This window comes from Streptomyces sp. NPDC004126 (assembly GCF_050275515.1).
GTDB lineage: Bacteria > Actinomycetota > Actinomycetes > Streptomycetales > Streptomycetaceae > Streptomyces.
The window spans coordinates 79608-102186 of the sequence record NZ_JBNNPF010000004.1 but is presented as its reverse complement, the minus strand read 5'-3'; the positions used below and the strand labels follow the sequence as shown (position 1 = coordinate 102186).

The 22579-nt window shown below is 71.4% G+C and carries 23 protein-coding genes; 12 read left to right on the top strand and 11 right to left on the bottom strand.

Going from position 1 to position 22579, the window contains the following annotated elements:
• Positions 1–129: 129 nt before the first annotated feature.
• The gene (locus ACQKM2_RS05760) at positions 130–447 is read right to left on the bottom strand and encodes a cupin domain-containing protein (protein ID WP_427706964.1); all 318 of its coding nucleotides are present in this window, start codon (positions 445–447) and stop codon (positions 130–132) included.
• A 92-nt stretch (positions 448–539) separates the two neighbouring features.
• On the opposite strand from ACQKM2_RS05760, the gene ACQKM2_RS05755 reads away from it, so the two are divergent.
• The 5 genes from ACQKM2_RS05755 to ACQKM2_RS05735 all read left to right on the top strand — a co-directional run bounded on the left by ACQKM2_RS05755 (position 540) and on the right by ACQKM2_RS05735 (position 4223).
• Entirely contained in the window at positions 540–920 is a 381-nt protein-coding gene (locus tag ACQKM2_RS05755) for a phage holin family protein (protein ID WP_427706962.1), read from the top strand.
• Between the two features lie 11 nt (positions 921–931).
• The gene (locus ACQKM2_RS05750) at positions 932–1441 is read left to right on the top strand and encodes a low molecular weight protein-tyrosine-phosphatase (RefSeq protein WP_427706960.1); all 510 of its coding nucleotides are present in this window, start codon (positions 932–934) and stop codon (positions 1439–1441) included.
• Positions 1438–2604 carry a cystathionine gamma-lyase gene (locus ACQKM2_RS05745; protein WP_427706958.1) on the top strand — a complete coding sequence of 389 codons (1167 nt, stop codon included), beginning with the start codon at positions 1438–1440 and terminating at the stop codon, positions 2602–2604. The genes ACQKM2_RS05750 and ACQKM2_RS05745 overlap by 4 nt, the downstream gene beginning before the upstream one ends.
• Positions 2605–2785: 181 nt before the next feature.
• Positions 2786–3682 (top strand): LysR family transcriptional regulator, encoded by an 897-nt coding sequence (locus ACQKM2_RS05740; RefSeq protein WP_427706956.1) that lies wholly within the window; start codon positions 2786–2788, stop codon positions 3680–3682.
• Between the two features lie 61 nt (positions 3683–3743).
• The gene (locus ACQKM2_RS05735; RefSeq protein ID WP_427706954.1) at positions 3744–4223 is read left to right on the top strand and encodes an NUDIX domain-containing protein; all 480 of its coding nucleotides are present in this window, start codon (positions 3744–3746) and stop codon (positions 4221–4223) included.
• A 33-nt stretch (positions 4224–4256) separates the two neighbouring features.
• Here the strand turns inward: ACQKM2_RS05735 and ACQKM2_RS05730 are convergent, their stop codons facing one another.
• A complete protein-coding gene (locus ACQKM2_RS05730) occupies positions 4257–5357 on the bottom strand; it encodes a globin domain-containing protein (protein ID WP_427706952.1) in 1101 nt (366 codons plus the stop codon).
• 225 nt (positions 5358–5582) lie between these two features.
• Positions 5583–6233 carry an HAD family hydrolase gene (locus ACQKM2_RS05725; RefSeq protein WP_427706950.1) on the bottom strand — a complete coding sequence of 217 codons (651 nt, stop codon included), beginning with the start codon at positions 6231–6233 and terminating at the stop codon, positions 5583–5585.
• 135 nt (positions 6234–6368) lie between these two features.
• Between ACQKM2_RS05725 and ACQKM2_RS05720 the strand changes: the two genes are divergently transcribed.
• From ACQKM2_RS05720 to ACQKM2_RS05710, 3 genes are read left to right on the top strand one after another with little or no spacing between them, the layout of a single operon-like run.
• Positions 6369–7262, top strand: a complete 894-nt coding sequence (locus ACQKM2_RS05720) for a GNAT family N-acetyltransferase (protein WP_427706947.1) — start codon at positions 6369–6371, stop codon at positions 7260–7262.
• 16 nt (positions 7263–7278) lie between these two features.
• The gene (locus tag ACQKM2_RS05715) at positions 7279–7740 is read left to right on the top strand and encodes an N-acetyltransferase family protein (protein ID WP_427706945.1); all 462 of its coding nucleotides are present in this window, start codon (positions 7279–7281) and stop codon (positions 7738–7740) included.
• A gap of 54 nt (positions 7741–7794) precedes the next feature.
• Positions 7795–8970, top strand: a complete 1176-nt coding sequence (locus ACQKM2_RS05710; protein ID WP_427706943.1) for a winged helix DNA-binding domain-containing protein — start codon at positions 7795–7797, stop codon at positions 8968–8970.
• A 24-nt stretch (positions 8971–8994) separates the two neighbouring features.
• On the opposite strand, the gene ACQKM2_RS05705 is transcribed toward ACQKM2_RS05710, so the two are convergent.
• Both ACQKM2_RS05705 and dnaB read right to left on the bottom strand, forming a co-directional pair.
• Positions 8995–10380: a serine hydrolase domain-containing protein gene (locus tag ACQKM2_RS05705; RefSeq protein WP_427706941.1), complete on the bottom strand. Its 1386-nt coding sequence runs from the start codon at positions 10378–10380 to the stop codon at positions 8995–8997.
• 9 nt (positions 10381–10389) lie between these two features.
• On the bottom strand, positions 10390–11853 hold the full coding sequence (dnaB, locus tag ACQKM2_RS05700) for a replicative DNA helicase (RefSeq protein WP_042803698.1): 1464 nt from the start codon (positions 11851–11853) through the stop codon (positions 10390–10392).
• A 452-nt stretch (positions 11854–12305) separates the two neighbouring features.
• Here dnaB and ACQKM2_RS05695 point away from each other — a divergent pair, with 452 nt between their 5' ends.
• Complete coding sequence (locus tag ACQKM2_RS05695) at positions 12306–13643, top strand: MATE family efflux transporter (RefSeq protein ID WP_427706938.1); 1338 nt, start codon at positions 12306–12308, stop codon at positions 13641–13643.
• Between the two features lie 140 nt (positions 13644–13783).
• Here the strand turns inward: ACQKM2_RS05695 and rplI are convergent, their stop codons facing one another.
• The 4 genes from rplI to rpsF all read right to left on the bottom strand — a co-directional run bounded on the left by rplI (position 13784) and on the right by rpsF (position 15478).
• The gene (rplI, locus tag ACQKM2_RS05690) at positions 13784–14230 is read right to left on the bottom strand and encodes a 50S ribosomal protein L9 (RefSeq protein WP_125594108.1); all 447 of its coding nucleotides are present in this window, start codon (positions 14228–14230) and stop codon (positions 13784–13786) included.
• 18 nt (positions 14231–14248) lie between these two features.
• Entirely contained in the window at positions 14249–14485 is a 237-nt protein-coding gene (rpsR, locus tag ACQKM2_RS05685) for a 30S ribosomal protein S18 (protein ID WP_005315025.1), read from the bottom strand.
• A 42-nt stretch (positions 14486–14527) separates the two neighbouring features.
• Positions 14528–15115 (bottom strand): single-stranded DNA-binding protein, encoded by a 588-nt coding sequence (locus ACQKM2_RS05680; RefSeq protein ID WP_007265255.1) that lies wholly within the window; start codon positions 15113–15115, stop codon positions 14528–14530.
• A gap of 72 nt (positions 15116–15187) precedes the next feature.
• Positions 15188–15478: a 30S ribosomal protein S6 gene (gene rpsF / locus ACQKM2_RS05675; RefSeq protein ID WP_007265254.1), complete on the bottom strand. Its 291-nt coding sequence runs from the start codon at positions 15476–15478 to the stop codon at positions 15188–15190.
• 250 nt (positions 15479–15728) lie between these two features.
• Here rpsF and ACQKM2_RS05670 point away from each other — a divergent pair, with 250 nt between their 5' ends.
• From ACQKM2_RS05670 to ACQKM2_RS05660, 3 genes are all read left to right on the top strand, one after another.
• On the top strand, positions 15729–16055 hold the full coding sequence (locus ACQKM2_RS05670) for a hypothetical protein (protein WP_427706935.1): 327 nt from the start codon (positions 15729–15731) through the stop codon (positions 16053–16055).
• A 131-nt stretch (positions 16056–16186) separates the two neighbouring features.
• Positions 16187–17305, top strand: a complete 1119-nt coding sequence (locus ACQKM2_RS05665; RefSeq protein ID WP_427706933.1) for a lipid II:glycine glycyltransferase FemX — start codon at positions 16187–16189, stop codon at positions 17303–17305.
• 34 nt (positions 17306–17339) lie between these two features.
• A complete protein-coding gene (locus ACQKM2_RS05660; protein ID WP_427706931.1) occupies positions 17340–18371 on the top strand; it encodes an alanine racemase in 1032 nt (343 codons plus the stop codon).
• Between the two features lie 33 nt (positions 18372–18404).
• On the opposite strand, the gene ACQKM2_RS05655 is transcribed toward ACQKM2_RS05660, so the two are convergent.
• Together ACQKM2_RS05655 and ACQKM2_RS05650 are read right to left on the bottom strand one after the other, a co-directional pair.
• Positions 18405–19889, bottom strand: a complete 1485-nt coding sequence (locus tag ACQKM2_RS05655) for a glycosyltransferase family 87 protein (RefSeq protein WP_427706929.1) — start codon at positions 19887–19889, stop codon at positions 18405–18407.
• A 90-nt stretch (positions 19890–19979) separates the two neighbouring features.
• The gene (locus ACQKM2_RS05650) at positions 19980–22568 is read right to left on the bottom strand and encodes a transglycosylase domain-containing protein (RefSeq protein WP_427706927.1); all 2589 of its coding nucleotides are present in this window, start codon (positions 22566–22568) and stop codon (positions 19980–19982) included.
• Positions 22569–22579 lie beyond the last annotated feature (11 nt).

Here is a 22579-nt window from a genome sequence, read left to right as displayed (position 1 = left end):
TCGGGTCCGTTTCTTCCCTCGCTCTCGATGCTAGGAGGCCGCGGCCCCGCGCAGGGGGCCACGAGCCCTCGGAACCCCCTGACCCGCCCCCTAGGGGGATCGGGGGAACGACCCTCAGGCCGGGGCGGATCAGCCCTCCGGCGGGGAGAAGACCACCATCACCTTGAGGGGCTCGGTGATGTGGTGGAACCTGTGCGGCACCCCCGCCGGAACGTAGACGACGCTGCCGTTGGCCACCACCGTCGTCTCCTCCCCGACCGTGATGGACGCCCGCCCGCTCACCACGAAGTACACCTCGTCCTGGCGGTGCGGCTGCTGCGGGTCGCTCTGCCCGGCATCGAGCGCGTACAGCCCGACCGACATGTTCCGCTCCCGCAGGAACTGCAGATAGGCGCCGTTGTTGGCGGCGCGCTCCGCTTCGAGCTCGTCCAGCCGGAAGGCCTTCATCTTCGCTGTGCCCCTCGCTCTTGCCCGTGGTGCTCCGGGATCCGCTGATCTGCCGATGCCCGTCCCGGATCTTCTCTGCCACGATCAGACACATGACGAATTTCGTAGTCAAGACGCTCGCCAACGCGGCGGCCCTGGCCGTCGCCATCTGGCTGGTCTCCGGGATCACGCTCGACGACGGCAGCAGCACGGGCCGCCGCGTGCTGTCGCTGATCCTGGTCGCGCTGGTCTTCGGGCTGGTCAACCTCATCGTCAAGCCCGTGGTGAAGCTGCTGTCGTTCCCGCTGTTCATCCTCACCCTGGGCCTGTTCACCCTCGTCGTGAACGCCCTGATGCTGATGCTGACCTCCTGGCTGGCCGGGAAGGCCCACCTCAGCTTCCACGTGGACGGCTTCTGGACCGCCGTCCTCGGCGGCCTGATCATCTCCATCGTCTCCTGGGCCGTGAACCTGGCCCTGCCCGACAAGAACTGAGCGGACCGCCCATGTACCGCGTCTGCTTCGTCTGCACCGGCAACATATGCCGCTCCCCCATGGCCGAGTCGGTCTTCCGGGCCCGCGTCGTCGAGGCCGGCCTCGACGGGCTGGTCGAGGTGGACAGCGCCGGCACCGGCGGCTGGCACGAGGGCGACGGCGCCGACCCGCGCACCGTCTCGGTGCTGGAGGCCGCCGGGTACGAGCAGGACCACCGGGCCCGGCAGTTCCGGGCCTCGTGGTTCGACCGCCTCGACCTCGTCATCGCCCTCGACGCCGGCCACCTGCGGGACCTGCGCGCCCTCGCGCCCACCCCGCAGGCCGCCGCCAAGGTCCGGCTGCTGCGCTCCTACGACCCGGCGGCCCCGGCCGCACGGGCCGGCGTACCGGACGCGGCCGACGTGCCCGATCCGTACTACGGCCCGTTCGACGGGTTCGAGGAGTGCCTGGCCCTGGTCGAGGCGGCGAGCACCGGCCTGCTGGACGCCGTACGCACCGCCGTGAAGGAGCACACCCCGTGAACGAGCACACCCCCGGCGGAACGGCCCCGGCCGACCGGTACGGCGACGGCACCCGCGCCGTACGCGCCGGGCTCCCCGAGCCCGCCAAGAACGAACCCCCGCTGCCCGGACCGGTCTTCGCCGCGCACTTCCACCTCCCCGGCGAGGTCTCGGGCCCGTACACCTACGGCCGCGACACGAACCCCACGTGGACCCTGCTGGAACGGGCCGTCGGGGAACTGGAGGCACCCGGCGACGAGGGGGTGGAGACCGTCGTCTTCGCCTCCGGCATGGCGGCCGTCTCCGCCGTCCTGCTCTCCCAGGCCCGCACCGGTGACACCGTCGTCCTGCCCTCCGACGGCTACCAGGCACTGCCCCTGGTCCGCGAGCAGCTCGAAGCGTACGGAGTCCGCGTACGCACCGCCCCGACCGGCCGGGACGCGCAGCTCGCCGCCCTCGACGGGGCCCGGCTGCTGTGGATCGAGACCCCGTCCAACCCGGGGCTCGACGTCTGCGACGTACGCCGTCTCGTGGCGGCCGCGCATGCGGCGGGCGCCCTGGTCGCCGTCGACAACACCCTCGCCACCCCGCTCGGACAGCGGCCCCTGGAGCTGGGCGCGGACTTCTCCGTCGCCAGCGGCACCAAGGGGCTCACCGGCCACGGGGACCTGCTGCTCGGCTACGTCGTCTGCCGCGACCCGGAACTCGCCGCGGCCGTCCGCCGCTGGCGAAAGATCGTCGGGGCGATCCCGGGGCCCATGGAGGCCTGGCTGGCCCACCGCTCCCTGGGCACCCTCCAGCTGCGGGCCGGACGCCAGTGGGGCAACGCGCTGGCGGTGGCCGAGGCGTTGGCCGACCGGCCCGAGGTCACCGGGCTGCGCTACCCGGGGCTCCCCTCGGACCCCTCCCACAAGACGGCCGCCCGCCAGATGCGCGGCTTCGGCTCGGTGGTCTCCTTCACCCTCCCGGACCGCGCGCACGCCGAACGCTTCATGACCAGCCTGCACCTGGTCGAGGACGCCACGAGCTTCGGCGGGGTCCGCTCCACCGCGGAGCGGCGCGGCCGTTGGGGCGGCGACGACGTGCCGGAGGGCTTCATCCGGTTCTCCGCCGGGGCCGAGGACCCCGAGGACCTGGTCGCCGACGTGCTCCGGGCCCTCGATTCCGCGGCAGCCGGAGCCTGACCGGCCCAGGGGCATCAGGGCGGTCCGAGCCTCCCCCCTGGTGGCTCGGACCGCCCCGGGTTCCCCGAGAGAAGAACCACGCCGACAAGGCTAGTTGACTCAGCGTCAGAGTCCAATCACGGTAACGACAGGGGCCTATCGGCATATTTATAGTTGAAGGCCCCCACCGAGAGGGGCCGCCATGGACCTGGCCCTGCTGCGCACCTTCGTCGCCGTGCACCGGGCCGGCTCGTTCACCCGGGCCGCCGCGCTCCTCGGGCTGTCACAGCCCGCCGTCACCTCCCAGATCCGCACCCTGGAGCGGCAGCTCGGCCGGCCCCTGTTCCACCGGCGCGCCCGGGGCGTCACCCCCACGGCCGTCGGGGACGAACTGGCCCACAAGGCCGCCCCGCACCTCGACGCGCTGCTCCGGATCGCCGAGAGCGGGCGGGAGGCCGCCGGGGCCCTGCGGACCCTGCACCTCGCCGGGCCCCCGGAATTCCTCTGCCTGCGCGTACTGCCCGCCCTCGCGCCCCTGGTCGGCCAGGGCCAGACCCTGCGGACCGTCCTCGCGCCCGGCACCGAGGAGAACCTCGCCGGTCTGGCCGCCGGGCAGCACGACCTGGTCGTCACCACCGGCCGGCCGCGCGGCGGCCCGTTCACCACGACCGTCCTCTGCGACGAGGACCAGGTCCTGGTCGCCGCTCCCTACTGGGCCGCCCTGGCCGACCCCGCCGCACTGGGCGCTTCCGGACCCGCGGCACTCGACGGCATCCCGGTCGTCGAGGTCCACGAGAGCCTGCCCCTGGTCACCCGCTACTGGGCCGCCGTCTTCGACTCCGTGCCCGACTCCGCCGCCACCGTCGTGGCCCCGGACCTGCGGGCCGTACTGGGATGCGTCCGGGCCGGCGCCGGGCTGGCCGTCCTGCCCCGCTACCTGTGCCAGGAAGCCCTGGACCGCGGTGAGGTCGTCTCCCTGCTGGAACCCGCCGTGCCTCCGCTGCGCACCTGGTTCCTCGTCGTACGGGCGGGCAGCCTGGCGCTCGCCCACCTCGCCCGGGCCCACGACCGCCTGCTGCGTGCCGCGGCGCACTGGTGAGTGCCTCGGGTTCCGGACGATGGCGCGTTTCGGAAGGCCGGGTGTGGGCCACTCTTCTCCCATGACCGAACGTCCCGTGGTCAAACGCACCGCCCGCGCGATCCTGCTCGACGGTGACGACCTGATCCTCATCAAGCGCACCAAGCCCGGCGTCGACCCGTACTGGCTCACTCCCGGCGGCGGTGTGGAAACCTCCGACAGCACCGTCATCGACGCCCTCCACCGGGAGCTCCACGAAGAACTGGGAGCCAAGATCACCGATGTGGTGCCCTGTTTCGTCGACACCGTCGAGCACATCGCCTCCGGGGGAGTGACCGGGGTGAAGGTGCAGCACTTCTTCGTCTGCCGGCTCGCGTCCATGGACCCCGGCCTGCGCCACGGGCCCGAGGTCGACGAACCCGAGGGCGAGTACGAGATCGTCCGCGTGCCCTTCAGCCGGGTGGGCATCGCCGCCGTCCACCTGGTTCCGCTCTCGCTGCGCCACTACCTCGACGGCAACATCGAGGGGGTGCGCGCCATGCACGCCCCCGACCTGGGCTGACGGCACCCGGAGGGCCGGCGGGCCGCGGCGTGCTCAGCCGGCCACGCCCGCCAGCTCCTCCAGGGCGTCGAAGCGGATCCGCTCCCCGGGAATCCCGATCCGCTTGAGCGCGTCCACACCGCTGCGGACCATTGCCGGCGGCCCCGAGATGAAGGCGTCGTACGACCTCCAGGGCCCGTTCTCACCGACCGCCTGCGGCAGCTGTCCCGCCAGCCCCTCGCCGATCACCGGGCGGACCGACAGCCACGGATGGGAGCGCTGCAACCCGAGCAGGGTGTCCTTGTCGTACAGGTCGTGATCGCTGCGCGCCCCGAAGAAGACCTCCACCGGGCGACGCTCCCCGTGCTCGGCGACGTCCTCGATCAGGGCCTTGATCGGGGCGATGCCGGTACCGCCGCCCAGGCACAGCATCCCGTTGTCGGTGCTGTGGTCCACCACCATCGAACCGGCCGGCGGTCCCAGCCGCAGGACGTCGCCCGGCCGGGCGTGCCGCACCAGGGCGTTGGAGACCCAGCCCGCCGGGACGGCCTTGACGTGGAAGGACAGCAGCCCGTCCGCCCGGGGCGCCGAGGCGAAGGAGTAGTGCCGCCAGACCCGCGGCCACCAGGGGGTCTCCAGGGTCGTGTACTGGCCGGCGAGGAACGGGTACGGCTGGTCGGGGCGGACCGTCAGCACGGCGATGTCCGAGGTGCGCAGGTCGTGCGAGACCACCTCGGCGTGCCACCAGGCCGGCGCCCTGGCCTCGTCCTCCGCCGCCGCGTCGATCATCGTCTGCGAGATGGCCGTGTACGCGCGCACCCACGCCGCCTCGGTCTCCGGCCCCCAGGTGAGTTCCGCGTACCGGGCCAGCGCGCCGATCAGCGCCTCGCCGACCGCCGGGTAGTGGGCGGAGACGGTGCCGTACTTGCGGTGGCCCGCGCCGAGCCGGCGCAGGTAGGGGGTCAGCACCGCGGGGTCGTCGATGTGCTCGGCGGCGGTCAGCAGGGCCTTGAGCAGCCGGTCGCGCTGGACGTCCATGGCCGCCGGGAACATCTCCCGGACCTCGGGGTGCCCCGTGAAGACCAGGGCGTAGAAGTAGGAGGTCACCTTGTCCGCGACGGGTGCGATCTCCGCGAGGGTCCGGCGGATGAGCACGGCGTCCGGGGAGGGCTCGAGGGCACCGCCCCCGGAGGTTATCCGGCCCGTCGGTCTGGCCGATCTGGTGGGCGGAGCGTCCATGCGGTGCCTCGCTTCGAGCATCTCGGTCGGGTCTCACACGCCACGGCCCCGAATCCGTGGTTCCGGGTTTCACAGCGTGCCAGCCGACCGAGAGCACGGCGGAGGAATGGAGGAAACGGGGTTTCGAACCCCCTTTTCCCCTTAAGATGCCTCGACTCCCGGGCGTGCCGCACCCAGCAGCTGGTATGCCTCCCGGAGGTCACGACCCTGGTAGACGTGCGTGGCACGGGCCGCCAGGTGGGGGCGCGCGTTCACCGCGACCGAGCGGGGCACCGCCTCGAAGAGCACCGCATCGGTCATCGAGTCCCCGTACGCGACACAGTCGGCCCGGCCCACCCCGAAGCGCGCGCACAGCGAGTCCGCGACCTCCACCTTGCGCTCCGGCGTCAGGATCCCGGCCACGTCGACGGGGGCGGTGAAGGGCACCGCCGGGAAGACCGAGCCGTGCGCGGCGTGCGCCCCCCACTCCAGCAGCAGCTCCACGAAGAACGAGGGGGACAGGGAGATCACCGCGCAGTAGTCACCGCGCTCCCGGATCTCCGTCCAGACCTCCTGGATGCCCGCCAGCCAGGGCGACCCGTCGAAGGCCGCGCGGACGTGCGCGGGCGTCAGCTCCGACCACAGCTCCCGGGCCGCGACCGAGAACTCGTGCGGGCCGATCTCCCGGGCGCCGAAGGCCCGCTCCAGCTCGGCGATCTCAGTGTCCGCCCCGAGCTGCCGGGAGATCTCCACCGGTGCTGCCGAGCCGTACATCAGGGTGCCGTCGAGGTCGAACAGGTGCAGCGAAGTCATAGCTGCCGAGGCTATCCGCTCCGTCGGGCGAGGCCGATGTTTCACGTGAAACAGCCGCTGTTTCACGTGAAACATCGGCTTCCCGGTCCCTCAATTCCCTGGACTCCCCACGAGCCGATGATCCACTCTGGGCCGGTGACACCACCACCGCTCACCGACCTGCCGATCCGCGCACTGACCACGGAAGACCTCCGTCACTGCGCCGACCTGTCCGAAGACCGCGGCTGGCCGCGCGAGGACCACAAGTGGGGGCTGCTCCTCGCCGCCGGCGACGGCTACGGGATCGACGCGCCCGACGGCCGGGGACTCGCCGCCGCCTGCGTCGTCACCCGGTACGGGAACCCCGGAGCCAAGCCCGACCTGGCCGCCATCGGGATGGTCCTCGTCGCCGACCGGTACGCCCGCCAGGGCCTCGGCCGGCACCTCATGCGGCACGTGTGCGACGAGGTGCTCGCCGGCGTCCCGCTCACCCTGCACGCCACCCCGTACGGCCGCCCGCTCTACGAGGAGCTCGGCTTCGACACCACCGGCCGCGCCGAGATGCTCCGGGGCGCCTTCCGCCCCGAGCCGGACGGCGCCGCCGCCGGCCCCGCCGGTGTCCGCGTCCGCCCGGCCTCCGCCGAGGACCTCCAGGGGATCGTCCGGCTGGACACCGAGGTGTTCGGCACCGACCGGACCCACCTCATCACCCGGCTCCCGGCCTTCACCGACAGGCTGCTCGTCGCCGAGGACCGCTCCGGTGCGCTCATCGGCTACGCCTCGATCTGGCCCAACATGGACACCCATGTCGTCGGCCCCCTGATCGCCCGTGACACCGCCACCGCCAAGGCCCTGGTGTCCGAGCTGGCCGCCGGCACCGGACGGGACCTGCGCACCGACGTGGACGTGCGCCACGAGGAACTCCTCGTCTGGCTCAAGGAGCGCGGCCTGGAGTCCGTGGCCTTCAACACCGTCATGACCAGGGACGTCCCGGGCCTTCCCGGCGACTGGTCCCGCCGCTGGGCACCGCTCACCGTCGCCGCCGGCTGAAAACGAGGAGACCCCCATGACCGGAGCCCCCGAGCTCACCATCCGGCCGGCCACCGAGGCCGACCTGCCCGACATCGTCGCCATGCTCGCCGACGACCCGCTCGGCGCCACCCGCGAATCCCCGGACGACCTGGCCCCGTACGCCGCGGCACTGAAGCGGCTGACCGACGACCCCCACCAGCAGGTCGTCGTCGCGGTCCGCGCCGAACGCGTCGTGGGCACCCTCCAGCTCACGATCGTCCCCGGCCTGTCCCGCAAGGGCGCCACCCGGTCCATCATCGAAGGCGTCCGCGTCCACGCCGACGAGCGCGGCAGCGGCCTCGGGACCCGCTTCATCGAGTGGGCCGTCGAGCGGTCCCGGCAGGAGGGCTGCGTGCTGGTCCAGCTCACCTCGGACGTGACCCGCACGGACGCCCACCGGTTCTACGAGCGGCTCGGTTTCACCGCCTCCCACGTGGGGTTCAAGCTCCAGCTCTGATCGGTCCCCGCAAAGGTCGGGCCGCTGTCGGCGGCCCGGCCTACGATCGGGAGGATGAGCACCGGCCTCCCCCTCGTCACCACCGCCGAGCGCCGCCACCGGCTGGGCCGGCGGCACCGTCTGGCCCCCTCCGTCCGCGCCGCCACCCCGGCCCGGGTCGCGGACGCGGTCGTCGCCCTGCACGCCACGGACGCCGCGACCGTCTTCCTCTCCCTCCGCGCCCGGCTGGCCGAGGGCGGGCCCGCCGCGGTCGAGCAGGCCCTGTACGGGGACGTCAGCCTCGTCCGCATGCTCAGCATGCGCAACACCCTCTTCGCCGTCTCCACGGAACTCGCCCCGTACGTCGACTCGTCCACCGCCCGGGGCATCGCGGCGAAGGAGCGCCGGACCCTCCTCAAGCACCTCGCGGACGACGGCCAGGGGCTCGACGCCGACTGGCTGGAGCGGGCCGAGGCCGCCGCCCTCGACACGCTCGACGCCCTGGGCACGGCGACGGGCAGCCAGCTCTCCGCGGCGGTGCCCGCCCTGCGGCAGAAGATCACCGTCGGCCGGGGCAAGAAGTACGAGACCGAGACCGGTGTGGCCACCCGCGTGATCCGCCTCCTGGCCGCCGACGGCCGCATCCGGCGGGACCGGCCGCGCGGGACGTGGACGTCCAGCCAGTTCCGGTGGGTGCACACGCAGCCGTGGTCCGCCGTGCCCGCCGCCGAGGCCCGCGGCGAACTCGCCCGCCGCTGGCTCCACGCATACGGCCCGGCCACCGAGGCCGACCTCAAGTGGTGGACCGGCTGGAGCCTCACCGACGTGCGCAAGGCCCTGGCCGCCGTGGGCCCCGAGCAGGTCCGCCTCGACGACGGCGGCACCGCGCTCGTCTGCCCCGGTGACACCGGGCCCGAGCCGGCCCCGGAGCCCTGGGCCGCGCTGCTGCCCTGCCTCGACCCCAGCGCCATGGGCTGGGCGGACCGGGGCTTCCACCTCGACCCCGCCCACCGTCCCGCCCTGTTCGACTACGCGGGCAACATCGGGCCCACCGTGTGGTGGAACGGCGAGATCGTCGGGGGCTGGGCCCAGCGCTCCGACGGAGAGATCGTCTGGCGGCTGCTGGGCGACCCCGGCCGGGCCGCCGAGGAGGCGGTCGCCGCGGAGGCTGCCCGGCTCGCGGAGTGGGTGGGCGACGCCCGCGTCACGCCCCGTTTCCGCACCCCGCTGGAGCGCGAACTCGTCGCCTGAGCCGGGCGCGCGGCCCGCCGGGCCTCAGCCGATGCCGCGCCAGCCCTGCGCGTCCGCCCCGCCGGGCACCGGGGCCGCCGGGTCGTACGGCTCGCGCGTGAAGACGAACGACGCGAGGTCGAGGTGGCTCACGGACCCGTCCTCGCGCCTGACCGCCCGCAGCGTCTCGCCCGCGTAGTAGCCCGTCAGGCCGGTCCAGGTGCCGTCCGGTTCGGCGCGGAACCGGGCCGGCCGGCCGGTGGCGCCGACCGGGCTCAGCTCCAGCGAGCCGTCCTGGTTCAGCCGCAGGACCTGGGCCGAAGTCCCCCAGTACCAGGGACCGCACAGCTCCAGCGGCACCTGCTCGTCCTCCTTGAACGGACGCCAGGGCTCGGGGATGCGCGGCTCCGCCTCCGAGACGATCGCGACGAGATCGGCGGCCACCGTGGAAGCCGGCAGGCCCGAGGTGCAGTTGGCCAGTACGACCGCCGCCACATCGTCCGCCTCGCTGAACCAGAGGCCCGCGACGAACCCGGGCAGCGAACCGCCGTGCCCCGTGAGCCTGCGCCCGCCCTGGTCCGCCAGCTGGAGTCCCAGACCGTAGCCGAGGTCGGCGGAGCCGGGCTCCGGGGGCGCCACCGACGTACGCATCTCCCGTACGCTCTCGGCGCTCAGCACCCGGTCGTCGCCCCGCATCAACAGCCGCGCGAAGCGGGCCAGATCACCGGTGGTCGACCAGAGCTGACCGGCCGCCGCCATCAGCCCCAGGTCCTCGGACGGCTCCGGCATCATCACGTCCGCCCAGGGGTGCACCGCCCAGCCGCCCGCGTGGGGAGCCTGCGGCAGGCCGCTCGTACGGCCGAGCCCCAGCGGCTCCAGCACCTCGGCGCGCAGCACTTCCTCCCACGACCTGCCCCGGAGCGCCTCCACGAGCGAACCCAGCAGGGTGTAACCGGGGTTGGAGTAGTGGAACCGGGTCCCCGGCACGTGCTTGAACGGCTCCTCGCCGAGTACGTCCGCCAGCTCCGGCCGAAGCGCCGCCGACGAGCGCTCCCACCACTCGCCCGGCGTCTCCGCCGCGAGGCCCGAGGTGTGGGCCAGCAGCTGGGCGATGGTCACCTCGTCCGCACCGCTCCCGGGCAGGTGCTTGCCCAGCGGGTCCGACAGGTCCAGCAAGCCCTCGTCCCGCAGCCGCATCACCAGGACGGCGGTGAAGGTCTTGGTGATCGAGCCGATCCGGTACTGCACGTTCCCGTCCGGCCCGTGGCCCTCCACGCAGGTCCGGGAGCCCTCCCAGACCACCTCCCCGCCGCGGACGACGGCCGCCACCAGCGAAGGGGACCGGCCCTCGCGCTGGGCGACGGCGACCCGGTGCCGCAGGGCACGCCGGGTGGCGGGGAGCAGTTCCAGGTCTTCAGAGAGCGCGTCCATGATCGGATGCTACGTGTTGGCCATGTCCACGAACCGCGAATAGTGGCCCTGGAAGGCCACGGTGATGGTGGCCGTCGGACCGTTTCGGTGCTTGGCGACGATCAGGTCCGCCTCGCCCGCGCGGGGCGACTCCTTCTCGTACGCGTCCTCGCGGTGCAGCAGGATCACCATGTCGGCGTCCTGCTCGATCGAGCCGGATTCACGCAGGTCGGAGACCATCGGCTTCTTGTCGGTGCGCTGCTCGGGGCCACGGTTCAGCTGGGAGAGCGCGATCACCGGCACCTCGAGCTCCTTGGCCAGCAGCTTGAGGTTTCGGGACATGTCCGAGACCTCCTGCTGGCGGCTCTCGGGCCGGCGCGAGCCGCCCGACTGCATCAGCTGGAGGTAGTCGATGACGACGAGGGAGAGGTCGTTGCGCTGCTTGAGCCGGCGGCACTTGGCGCGGATCTCCATCATCGACAGGTTGGGGGAGTCGTCGATGTACAGCGGGGCGGCCGAGACGTCCGGCATCCGGCGGGCGAGCCGGGTCCAGTCGTCGTCGGTCATGGTGCCGGAGCGCATGTGGTGCAGCGCCACCCGGGCCTCCGCCGAGAGCAGGCGCATGGCGATCTCGTTGCGGCCCATTTCGAGGGAGAAGATGACGCTCGGCAGGTTGCTCTTGATGGAGCAGGCGCGGGCGAAGTCCAGCGCGAGCGTCGACTTGCCCATCGCGGGGCGGGCGGCGATGACGATCATCTGGCCCGGGTGCAGGCCGTTGGTCAGGGAGTCGAGGTCGGTGAAGCCGGTCGGCACGCCGGACATCTGGCCGGAGCGCGAGCCGATCGCCTCGATCTCGTCGAGCGCGCCCTCCATGATGTCGCCCAGCGGCAGGTAGTCCTCGGAGGTCCGCTGCTCGGTGACGGCGTAGATCTCGGCCTGGGCGCTGTTGACGATCTCGTCGACGTCGCCGTCCGCCGCGTAGCCCATCTGCGTGATCTTCGTACCGGCCGCGACGAGGCGGCGCAGGACGGCCCGCTCGTGGACGATCTCCGCGTAGTACTCGGCGTTCGCCGCGGTCGGCACGGACTGCACCAGGGTGTGCAGGTACGAGGCGCCGCCGACCTTGCTGATCTCGCCGCGGCGGGTCAGCTCGGCGCCGACCGTGATCGGGTCGGCGGGCTCGCCCTTCGCGTACAGGTCGAGGATGGCCTGGTAGATCGTCTCGTGAGAGGGCCGGTAGAAGTCGTGGCCCTTGAGGACCTCGACCACGTCGGCGATCGCGTCCTTGGACAGCAGCATGCCGCCGAGCACCGACTGCTCGGCGTCCAGGTCCTGCGGCGGGACGCGCTCGAAGCCGCCTCCTCCGCCGTCCCAGGAGCCGCCCTCGCGGCCCCGGTCCTGCTGGTCGTCCCCGCGGCCGCGGCCTTCGCCGCCGCGGCGCGAGCGGGCGGGCAGACGGTCACTGGGACCGCTGTCGGCCCAGGGGTCGTCCATGGGCTCGGGCATGCTCACCGGGCCACCTCCTCCCGTCCGCAACGCGGACCTCGCCGTGGCAATCTTTCTACGACACGGCTCTGACATTTGGGACACCCGAAACGGCTCCGGGCGCGTCGGGCAACGCACAACGGTAGGGCCGCGAGCGACGTCAGCCAATCTTGTTATCCACAGGCTGTGTGGATGAGATGTGGACGACGGAGCCAATGCTGTGGGTAAGTCGCCCGAAGCTGTGCACAGACCGGGGGACGACGCTGTGGACAAAATCACCCGCCCCCTCCACACACCCACCCTGACCTGCGATTTTCTCTTCCCCGGACGACGGTGGAGAAAATTCTTGGCCACTGTCTCAAGATCGCTCCCAACGGGCCGGAAAGAACGCCCAAGTCAGAGGCTTGGTAAGGATCCAAAGACCCTTGTATCCATTACCTGTGGAAGATTAGATTGAGCACATGACACAGGCCCCCACCACCGCGAAGCCGACCGCGAGACGACACGACCGCGAGATCCTCGCACTCGCCGTGCCGGCCTTCGGTGCGCTCGTGGCCGAGCCGCTCTTCGTGATGGCCGACAGCGCCATCGTGGGACACCTCGGCACCTCCCAGCTGGCCGGCCTCGGTGTCGCGGCGGCGCTCCTGACCACGGCCGTCAGCGTCTTCGTCTTCCTCGCCTACGCAACCACCGCGGCCGTCGCCCGGCGCGTCGGCGCCGGTGACCTCCAGTCCGCCATCCGGCAGGGCATGGACGGCATCTGGCTCGCGCTCCTGCTCGGCACCGCGGTCCTCGTCGCGGTCCTGCTCGGCGCATCCGGCCTGGTCTCCCTCTTCGGGGCCTCGGAGACCGCAGCCCCTTACGCAGAAACGTATCTCCGGATCTCTGCGCTCGGCATCCCCCCCATGCTCATGGTCCTGGCGGCCACCGGCGTCATCCGCGGCCTCCAGGACACCCGTACGCCGCTCTACGTGGCCATCGGAGGCTTCGCCCTCAACGGCGCCCTCAACGTGGCCCTGGTCTACGGCGCCGGCCTCGGCATCGCCGGATCGGCCTGGGGCACGGTCATCGCCCAGTGCGCCATGGCCGCCGCGTACCTCTTCGTGGTCGTCCGCGGCGCCCGGCGCCACGGCGCCTCCCTGCGGCCCGACGCGGCCGGGATCCGCGCCTGCGCCCAGGCCGGTGTGCCGCTGCTGGTCCGCACGCTGTCCCTGCGCGCCATCCTGATGATCGCGACCGCCGTGGCGGCCCGGCTGGGGGACGCCGACATCGCGGCCCACCAGATCCTGCTGTCCCTCTGGAGCCTGCTCGCCTTCGCCCTGGACGCGATCGCCATCGCCGGCCAGGCCATCATCGGCCGCTACCTGGGGGCCGGCGACACCGAGGGGGCCAAGACCGTCTGCCGGCGGATGCTGACGTGGGGTGTGGTCTCGGGCGTCGTCCTGGGGCTGCTGGTCGTCCTGGCACGTCCCGTGTTCATCCCGCTGTTCACCAGCGACCCCGTGGTCGAGGACGCACTGCTGCCCGCCCTGCTGGTCGTGGCCCTGGCCCAGCCCGTCTGCGGGGTCGTCTTCGTCTTGGACGGAGTGCTGATGGGGGCCGGCGACGGGCGCTACCTCGCCTGGGCGATGCTGCTGACCCTGGCCGTCTTCGCCCCGGCCGCGCTCCTGGTCCCCGCCCTGGGCGGCGGGCTGACGGCGCTCTGGTGGGCCATGACGCTGATGATGCTCGTCCGGATGGCCACCCTCCAGCTCCGCGCCCGCTCCGGCCGCTGGCTGGTCGCGGGAGCCACCCGGTGATCCGGGTCGCGGGAGCCATCCGCCGACCTGGGAGGCCACCCGGTGACGGCGGGATGTTTCACGTGAAACGTCCCCCCGGGAGCATCCCGGGAACGACGAAGGGCCGCACCCCGGAGGGTGCGGCCCTTCATGCGCTGCCCTTAGGCGGCGACGACCTCGATGCCCACGTTCGCGACGACCTCGGCGTGCAGACGCACGGAGACCTGGTACGAACCGAGGGTCTTGATCGGGGAGCCCAGCTCCACGCGACGCTTGTCGACCTTCGGGCCACCGGAAGCCTCGACCGCGGAAGCGATGTCAGCCGGGGTGACGGAACCGAAGAGGCGACCGGCGTCACCCGCGCGGGTGGCCAGACGGACCTTCACGCCCTCGAGCTTGGCCTTGACCTCGTTGGCCTGCTCGATGGTCGCGATCTCGTGGATCTTGCGGGCGCGGCGGATCTGCGCCACGTCCTTCTCGCCACCCTTGGTCCAGCGGATCGCGAAACCACGCGGGACCAGGTAGTTGCGAGCGTAACCGTCCTTGACGTCGACGACATCGCCGGCGGTGCCGAGGCCAGAGACCTCGTGGGTCAGGATGATCTTCATTAGTCGGTCACCCTTTCCTTATCGCGCGGTGGACGTGTAGGGCAGCAGCGCCATCTCACGGCTGTTCTTCACGGCCGTGGCGACGTCACGCTGGTGCTGCGTGCAGTTGCCGGTAACGCGGCGGGCACGGATCTTGCCGCGGTCGGAAATGAACTTCCGCAGCATGTTCGTGTCCTTGTAGTCCACGTACGCGGTCTTGTCCTTGCAGAACGCGCAGACCTTCTTCTTAGGCTTGCGCACAGGCGGCTTCGCCATTGTGTCTCTCCTGTGTGATCAAGAAGTGTGGAAGGAGCTGCCCTAGAAGGGCGGCTCGTCCGAGTAGCCGCCGCCGGAGCCGCCGGAGCTTCCGCCCCAGCCGCCCCCGCCGCCGCCCTGCTGGCCGCCGGCCGGCGCGCTGGACGCCCACGGGTCGTCGGAGGGAGCTCCGCCGCCCTGGGGCCCGTTGCTGGGGGCTCCGCCCCAGCCGCCGCCACCGCCCTGCTGCTGCTGACCGCCGCCGTATCCACCCTGGCCACCGCGACCGGTGGTCTTGGCGACCTTGGCCGTGGCGTTCTTCAGGCTGGGGCCGACTTCCTCGACGTCCAGCTCGTAGACCGTGCGCTTGACACCCTCACGGTCCTCGTAGGACCGCTGCCGCAGCCGGCCCTGCACGATGACGCGCATGCCCCGCTGAAGGGACTCGGCGACGTTCTCAGCCGCCTGCCGCCACACCGAGCAGGTCAGGAACAGGCTCTCGCCGTCCTTCCACTCGTTGGTCTGACGGTCGAAGGTGCGGGGGGTGGACGCGACACGGAACTTCGCGACCGCCGCACCCGAGGGGGTGAAGCGCAGCTCGGGGTCGTCGACGAGATTGCCGACGACCGTGATGACGGTCTCGCCTGCCATGGATGAACCTCTCGGCGGGGATTGCTGCTGGGCTGCTGTGCTACTCGGTCCCGATTACCGCTGAACCGGAGTTCAGTGGGTCTCGGGGCGGAGGACCTTGGTCCGGAGAACCGACTCGTTCAGGTTCATCTGGCGGTCGAGCTCCTTGACGACCGCAGGCTCGGCCTGCAGGTCGAGGACCGAGTAGATGCCCTCGGGCTTCTTCTTGATCTCGTAAGCGAGACGACGACGGCCCCAGGTGTCGACCTTCTCGACCTTTCCGTTGCCCTCACGGACGACGGAGAGGAAGTTCTCGATCAGGGGGGCGACAGCGCGCTCCTCGAGATCGGGGTCGAGGATGACCATCACTTCGTAGTGACGCATGTGGAACCCACCTCCTTTGGACTCAGCGGCCACGGTCGTTCCGTGGCAGGAGGGTCGTGATGCGTGTGCACGGCGTCCGAGAGCAGACACCGCGCAGCTGTACAGACTACCTGCTCGCGTCCTTCCGGTTGAAATCCGGCAGGAGAGGGCCACAATCTGTATCCATCGGGTGTGCCCGGTGCCGCACCCCCCGCCCCAGGCCGGAGGCGGCGCCGCGCACCGCTCTGCGTCAGCCAGGAGGTGCCTTCCGATGGCACAGGCAATGCACGGCCAGTCCTCGCCCCGCCCGCCGATCTCCCTCCTCTCCACCGACGGCAAGCCCCATCCGGTCCAGGACGCCCTGATGGTGGCCACCCTGGTCCTCGGCGCCGTGGCGTTCGTCACTGCGTTCTTCCACAATCTGCACCTGCTCAGCTCCTGGGCCGGGCTGATCGGGATCGGGACCGGGCTCTACGGACAGTTCATCTCCGCCACCACCCGGGAACGCTTCGCGCTGATCATCGGCCTTGGCGCGTCTGCCTTCGGCTTCATGCTCGGAATGGCGCACGGCGGCCTCTTCGGCGGCTGGCTGGGCTGACCGGGGGACCTCCGCGACGGGGCGCCGGCCCACCTCCGGCCCGGGCACCGGCCCGTCCCCCAGATGGGTGGCGCCACCGTCGCAGTAGGCTTCGCGCCATAGCAGCGAAGCCGCCGGAGGAGACACCCCGCATGAGCCTGTCCCTGAGCACCATCAGCCGAGAGCAGCATCTGGCGTACCTCCAGAGCCTGCCTTCGGCTAGCCACTGCCAGGTCCCGGCATGGGCCGACGTCAAGAACGAGTGGCGTTCGGAGAACCTCGGCTGGTTCGACAAGAACGGCGAACTCGTCGGTGTCGCGCTCGTGTTGTACCGCCAGCTGCCCAAGGTGAAGCGGTACCTCGCGTACCTCCCCGAGGGCCCGGTCATCAACTGGTACGCCCCGAACCTGGACGAGTGGCTCCAGCCGATGCTGGCCCACCTCAAGCAGCAGGGCGCCTTCACCGTGAAGATGGGTCCGCCCGTCGTCATCCGCCGCTGGAACTCGGCCGCCATCAAGTCCGGCATCCAGGACCCCGAGGTCAAGCGCCTGCGCGACGTCGAGGCCTCGCACATCGAGCCGCGCGCCTTCGAGGTGTCCGACAAGCTGCGCCGCATGGGCTGGCAGCAGGGCGAGGACGGCGGCGCCGGCTTCGGCGACGTCCAGCCCCGCTACGTCTTCCAGGTCCCGCTGGCCAACCGCTCCCTGGACGACGTCCTGAAGGGCTTCAACCAGCTGTGGCGCCGCAACATCAAGAAGGCCGAGAAGGCCGGCGTCGAGGTCGTCCAGGGCGGCTACGAGGACCTGCCGACCTGGCAGTACCTCTACGAGATCACCGCCGAGCGCGACAAGTTCCGCCCGCGCCCGCTCAGTTACTTCCAGCGCCAGTGGACGGCCCTCAACTCCGAGGACCCCAACCGCATGCGCCTGTACATCGCCAAGCACGAGGGTGAGCCGCTGGCCGCCGCCACGATGATCACCGTCGGGCAGCACGTCTGGTACTCCTACGGCGCCTCCGCGAACCACAAGCGCGAGGTCCGCCCCTCGAACGCGATGCAGTGGCGCATGCTGCGCGATTCGTACGCGCTGGGTGCCAGCGTCTACGACCTGCGCGGCATCTCTGACACGCTGGACGAGAACGACCACCTGTTCGGCCTGATCCAGTTCAAGGTCGGTACGGGCGGCGAGGCCGTCGAGTACGTCGGCGAGTGGGACTTCCCGCTCAACAAGGTGCTGCACAAGGCGCTCGACATCTACATGTCGCGCCGCTGACCCAGCTGTTTTTCGAGAGAGGTTCCGGACGGGCATGGCGCTCACGCTCTACGTCGACACCGCGCGCTGGCGTGCGCACCAGAAGCAGATCACGGACCAGTTCCCCGGTCTGATCCCGGTCTGCAAGGGCAACGGCTACGGCTTCGGCCACGAGCGGCTGTGCGAGGAGGCGACCCGGATGGGCGCCGACATCCTGGCCGTCGGCACCACGTACGAAGCCGCGAGCATCAAGGACCACTTCGGCGGCGACCTGCTCGTCCTCACCCCGTTCCGGCGGGGCGAGGACCCGGTGCCGCTGCCCGACCGGGTGATCCGCTCGGTGGCCTCGGTGGACGGGGTCCGCGGCCTGGTCGGGGCCCGCGTGGTCATCGAGTGCATGAGCTCGATGCGCCGCCACGGCATCTCCGAGCAGGACCTCGGCATGCTCCAGTCGGCGATCGAGGACGTCCGGCTGGAGGGCTTCGCCCTGCACCTGCCGCTGGACCGCCCGGACGGCTCGGACGCCGTCGAGGAGGTCATCGGCTGGATGGACCGGCTGCGCGCGGCCCGGCTGCCGCTGCACACCATGTTCGTCAGCCACCTGCGGGCCGAGGAGCTGGCACGACTCCAGCAGCAGTTCCCGCAGACCCGCTTCCGGGCCCGCATCGGCACCCGCCTGTGGCTGGGCGACCACGACGCGACCCAGTACCGGGGCTCGGTCCTGGACGTCACCCGGGTCGCCAAGGGCGACCGCTTCGGCTACCGCCAGCAGAAGGCCGCCTCCGACGGCTGGCTGGTCGTGGTCGCGGGCGGCACCTCCCACGGTGTGGGGCTGGAGGCCCCCAAGGCCCTCCACGGGATGATGCCGCGCGCCAAGGGCGTCGCCCGGGCCGGTCTGGCCACGGTCAACCGGAACCTGTCGCCCTTCGTCTGGGCGGGCAAGCAGCGCTGGTTCGCCGAGCCGCCGCACATGCAGGTGTCGATCCTGTTCGTGCCCTCGGACGCGACCGAGCCGAAGGTGGGCGACGAGCTGGTGGCCCACCTGCGCCACACCACGACGCAGTTCGACCGGGTGCTCGACTCCTGAGCCGGTCCCCGGTACCCGGGCCGGCCGGCCCGGTCAGTCCCTGGGGTCCACGCCCCAGGCGACCCGCTGTCCTTCCGAAGGCGCCGCGTACTGCGGCGCCTTCGCCTTTTCCGAGAGGGTGAAGACGTCCTCGGCCCCGTCCAGGACGCCGCCGGAGGGGTCGTCCGAGCCGTCGCGCCGTACGACGTCGCGCTCGGGCAGCAGGATGTCGCGTACGACGACGGCGCACAGGTACAGCGTGGCCAGCAGGTGGGCGGTGATGGCCAGCTGGTAGCCCTCCAGGGGCAGGCCCTGGTGCTTGTCCCCGCTGGTCGTGTAGGCGAGATAGAACCAGATCCCGAGGAAGTACGCGATCTCGCCCGTCTGCCAGATCAGGAAGTCCCGCCAGCGGGGGCGGGCCAGCGCGGCGAGCGGGACGAGCCACAGCACGTACTGCGGCGAGTACACCTTGTTGGCCAGGATGAACGCGGCGACGACCAGGAAGGCCAGCTGGGCGAAGCGCGGGCGCCTGGGGGCCGTCAGGGTGAGCAGTCCGATGGCGAGGCAGAGCAGCAGGGTGAGCCCGGTCGCGTAGGTGTTGGCCCCTTCGAGGGGGTTCCCGGTGCGCTGGGAGATCAGCAGCCAGACGGACCCGAAGTCGATGGGCCGCTCCTGGCTGAACTCGTAGAACCGCTTCCACCCGTTCCAGGCGAAGTACATGACGGGGCCGTTCACCAGGAGCCAGGACGCGACCGCGCCGAGGGCCGCGGCGCCGAACGCCCGCCACTTCCCGGCCCGCCAGCAGAGCACGAAGAGCACGCCGAGCAGCAGGACGGGGTAGAGCTTGGCCGCGGTCGCCAGGCCGATGAAGACGCCGGCGAGCAGGGGCCGGCCGCGCGACCACATCAGCATCGCGACGGCGGTGAGGGCCACGGCCGGCAGGTCCCAGTTGATGGTGGCGTTGAGCGCGAAGGCCGGTGCCAGGGCGAGGAGCAGGGCGTCCCAGGGCCTGCGGCGGTGGGTGCGGGCGACGCAGACGGCGATGACGGCGGCGCAGGCCATCAGCATGCCCGCGTTGACCATCCAGTACATCTGCTCGCGGTGCTGGACGGAGCCGGCGGTGGGCGTCATCCAGGCGGCGACCTGCATGAAGGCCCCGGTGAGCACCGGGTACTCCAGGTACTGCATGCCGCCGTACTTCGGGTCGGTCACGATGTCGGGGAACTGGTCGCGGTAGGGCACGAGGCCTTCGGCGAAGCCGCGGGCGGAGTACAGGTGCGGGATGTCGGAGTAGCAGGCGTGGGTGTACTGCGAGCCCGCTCCCCGGAACCAGGCCCAGTCGTAGCACGGCAGCTTCTGGGCCATGCCCAGCGCGAACATGCCGAGGACCACCAGGACCACGACGCGGACCGGGCTCAGCCAGTGGCCGCCCAGCCGGGCGCGGCGTCCGACCGGGCCCCCGATGAACTCGCTGCCGGCGGCGGCGACCTCGTCGTGCTGGGTGGGCGGTACGGGGCGGTCCTCGTGCACCTTGGTCATGGCGCCCATCCTGCCGTACCGCGGCGTACACGGGGGAGGGCCGCCGCACGGTGTGCGACGGCCCTCCTCGCGTGCGGTACGGGGACGGGGTCAGCCGGAGGCGCCCATGATGCTGCCCCAGTTGCTCGATCCGCCCGGGCGGCCGGGACGCGTGGTCGGGGAGGGCATGGTGGTGTTGCCGCCCTGGGAGCCGCCGGGGCCGGTTCCGGCGTCGGTTCCCGCGTTCACCCCGCCGGTGACCGTCGGGTCGCAGTTCAGGTTCCAGGGCCTGGGCTTGCAGCTCGGCTTGCCGTTGCCGGACGGCGACGGGGTCACCGAGGGCGAGGTGCTCGGCGAGGGCGACACCGAGAGGGAGGGCGACGGTACGGCCGAGGGGGTGGGCTGGGGGGCGCCGGCCGCGTCCGCGATGACGCCGATGTCCTCGGCCTCGGGGAACTGCTTGACCGGGGTGCCCTTGAGGGCCTCGCGCATGTACTCGGTCCAGATGGCCGCCGGGATGTCACCACCGTGGATGGAGTCGACCCCGCCCACGTGGTTCATCGACATGAGCTCCTTGTTCTTGGAGGTCGGGTCGTTGCGGAAGAGGGTGACCGAGGTGGACAGCTCCGGGGTGTAGCCGACGAACCAGGCCGACTTGTTCTGGTCGGTGGTGCCGGTCTTGCCCGCCGCGGGGCGGCCCAGCTTCTTCGCCTTGGTGCCGGTGCCGTTCTCCACGACGTTGCGCAGGACCTTGGTGACGTTGTCCGCGATGGAGTCGTCCATGGCGCGGGACTCCTTGGGCGGCTCGAAGCCGGGCACCTCCTTGCCGTCCCTGACGACCTTCTTCACGGAGAAGGGCTCCCGGTGGGTGCCGGAGGCGGCGAAGGTGGCGTAGGAGTCGGCCATGCGGATGGCGCTGGGCGTCGAGGTGCCGAGGGCGAAGGAGGCGTTGTTGTTCCTGTCCATCGACTCCTCCAGGATCCCGGTCGACTTCGCGACCTCGCGGACCTTGCTGTGGCCGACGTCGAAGACGAGCTGGGCGAACGGCACGTTGATGGACTTCTCCATCGCCTCGTTCAGGGTCACGTAGCCGTACGGGTACTCGCTCTCGTTCTTCTGCCGGAACGGCTGGCCGTCGGAGCCGAGCAGCGGCTTGCCCGAGCGGTCGTTGATGACGGTGCGGTCGTCGGCGTTGTACTTGCTGTCGACCGAGATGCCCGAGCCCTTGGAGTTCTGCGTGCCGTACTGCATGGCGGCCGCGAGGACGTACGGCTTCCAGGTCGAGCCGACGGGGACGCCGGAGGTGTTGGCGTTGTTGGCGAAGTACTTGTGGTCCCAGCCGGGCCCGCCGTACAGGGCCACGATCGCCCCGGACTTCACGTCCACGGAGGCGGCGCCGAACTGCACGTAGGTGTCGTACTGGGGCCGCTTCTTCTCGTCGAGGAAGTCGTTGCGGGTGTCCTCCACCGCCTTGACCAGGGCGTCCACCCTGGGCTTCTCGAAGGTGGTGGTGATCGTGTAGCCGCCGAGCGCCATCTTCTCGGCGGTGATGCCGGTGGTCTTCATGACGTACTGCTTGGCCACCTCGACGAGGTAGCCGGTCTGGCCGGACATCCCGCGGGCCTGCTCGGAGTCCACCCTGGCGGGGAACTCCTTGTACTTGTCCCGCTCGGACTGCGCCATGCGCCCCACGGCGACCTCGCGGTCGAGCACCCAGGCCCAGCGGAGCCGGGCGCGCTTCTCGTTGGCCTCGGGGGTGGCGGCGGGACCGATGCCGCCGTCCGGGTTGTAGAGGTTCGGGCCCTTGAGCATGGAGGCGAGGAAGGCGCTCTCGGACGGGTTGAGGTCCTTGGCGTCCTTGCCGAAGTAGGCGCGGGCGGCGGCCTGGATGCCGTAGGCGTCCCGGCCGTAGTAGGCGGTGTTCAGGTAGCCGGCGAGGACGACGTCCTTCTCCTCGCTGACGCCCAGCTTGATCGCGATGAAGAGCTCGGTGACCTTGCGCTTGAGGGTCTGCTCGGAGTCGAGGTAGGTGTTCTTGACGTACTGCTGGGTGATGGTCGAGCCGCCCTGGGTGGAGCCGCCGGTGGCCATGTTCACCACGGCGCGCGCGATGCCCATCGGGTCGACGCCCTTGTCCGTCTCGAACGACTCGTTCTCGGCCGCGATCACCGCGTTCCGCATGGACAGGGGAATCTGGTCGATCGAGACGATCTGCCGGTTCGTGGTGCCGCCAGTGGCGACCATCTGGGTGCCGTCGGCCCATTGGAAGACGTTGTTCTGCGCCTTGGCGGCCTTGTTCGCGTCCGGGGTGCCCACGCTGGCGATGCCGATGCCGGCACCCGCGAAGATCACTGCGAAGAACCCCAGGAAGGTACCGCCGACCAGCTTCCAGGAGGGCACGAAACGCTTCCAGCCGACCTTGCCGGCGCGCGGGTAGTCGATGAACCGACTGCCGCCCTTTCCGCCTCTGCCCCCCTTCCCGCCTGCGCGTCCACGGTCGGCGGGGCCCCGCTGGGCGGCCCGGCGGGCATCGGCTCGGCTCCCGTGCGCTCCGGCTTCCGCATACGGTCCGCCGGGCGGCGCCGCGGGGACGTCACGACCGGGTCCGGCACCACGGCCGGGGCGCTGCGGGGCGGCCCTACGGGGCGCGGCGCGGCCGCCGCCCTGGGGCTGCGGCGGTTTACGGCGGTGCTCGCTCATCGAACGACTAC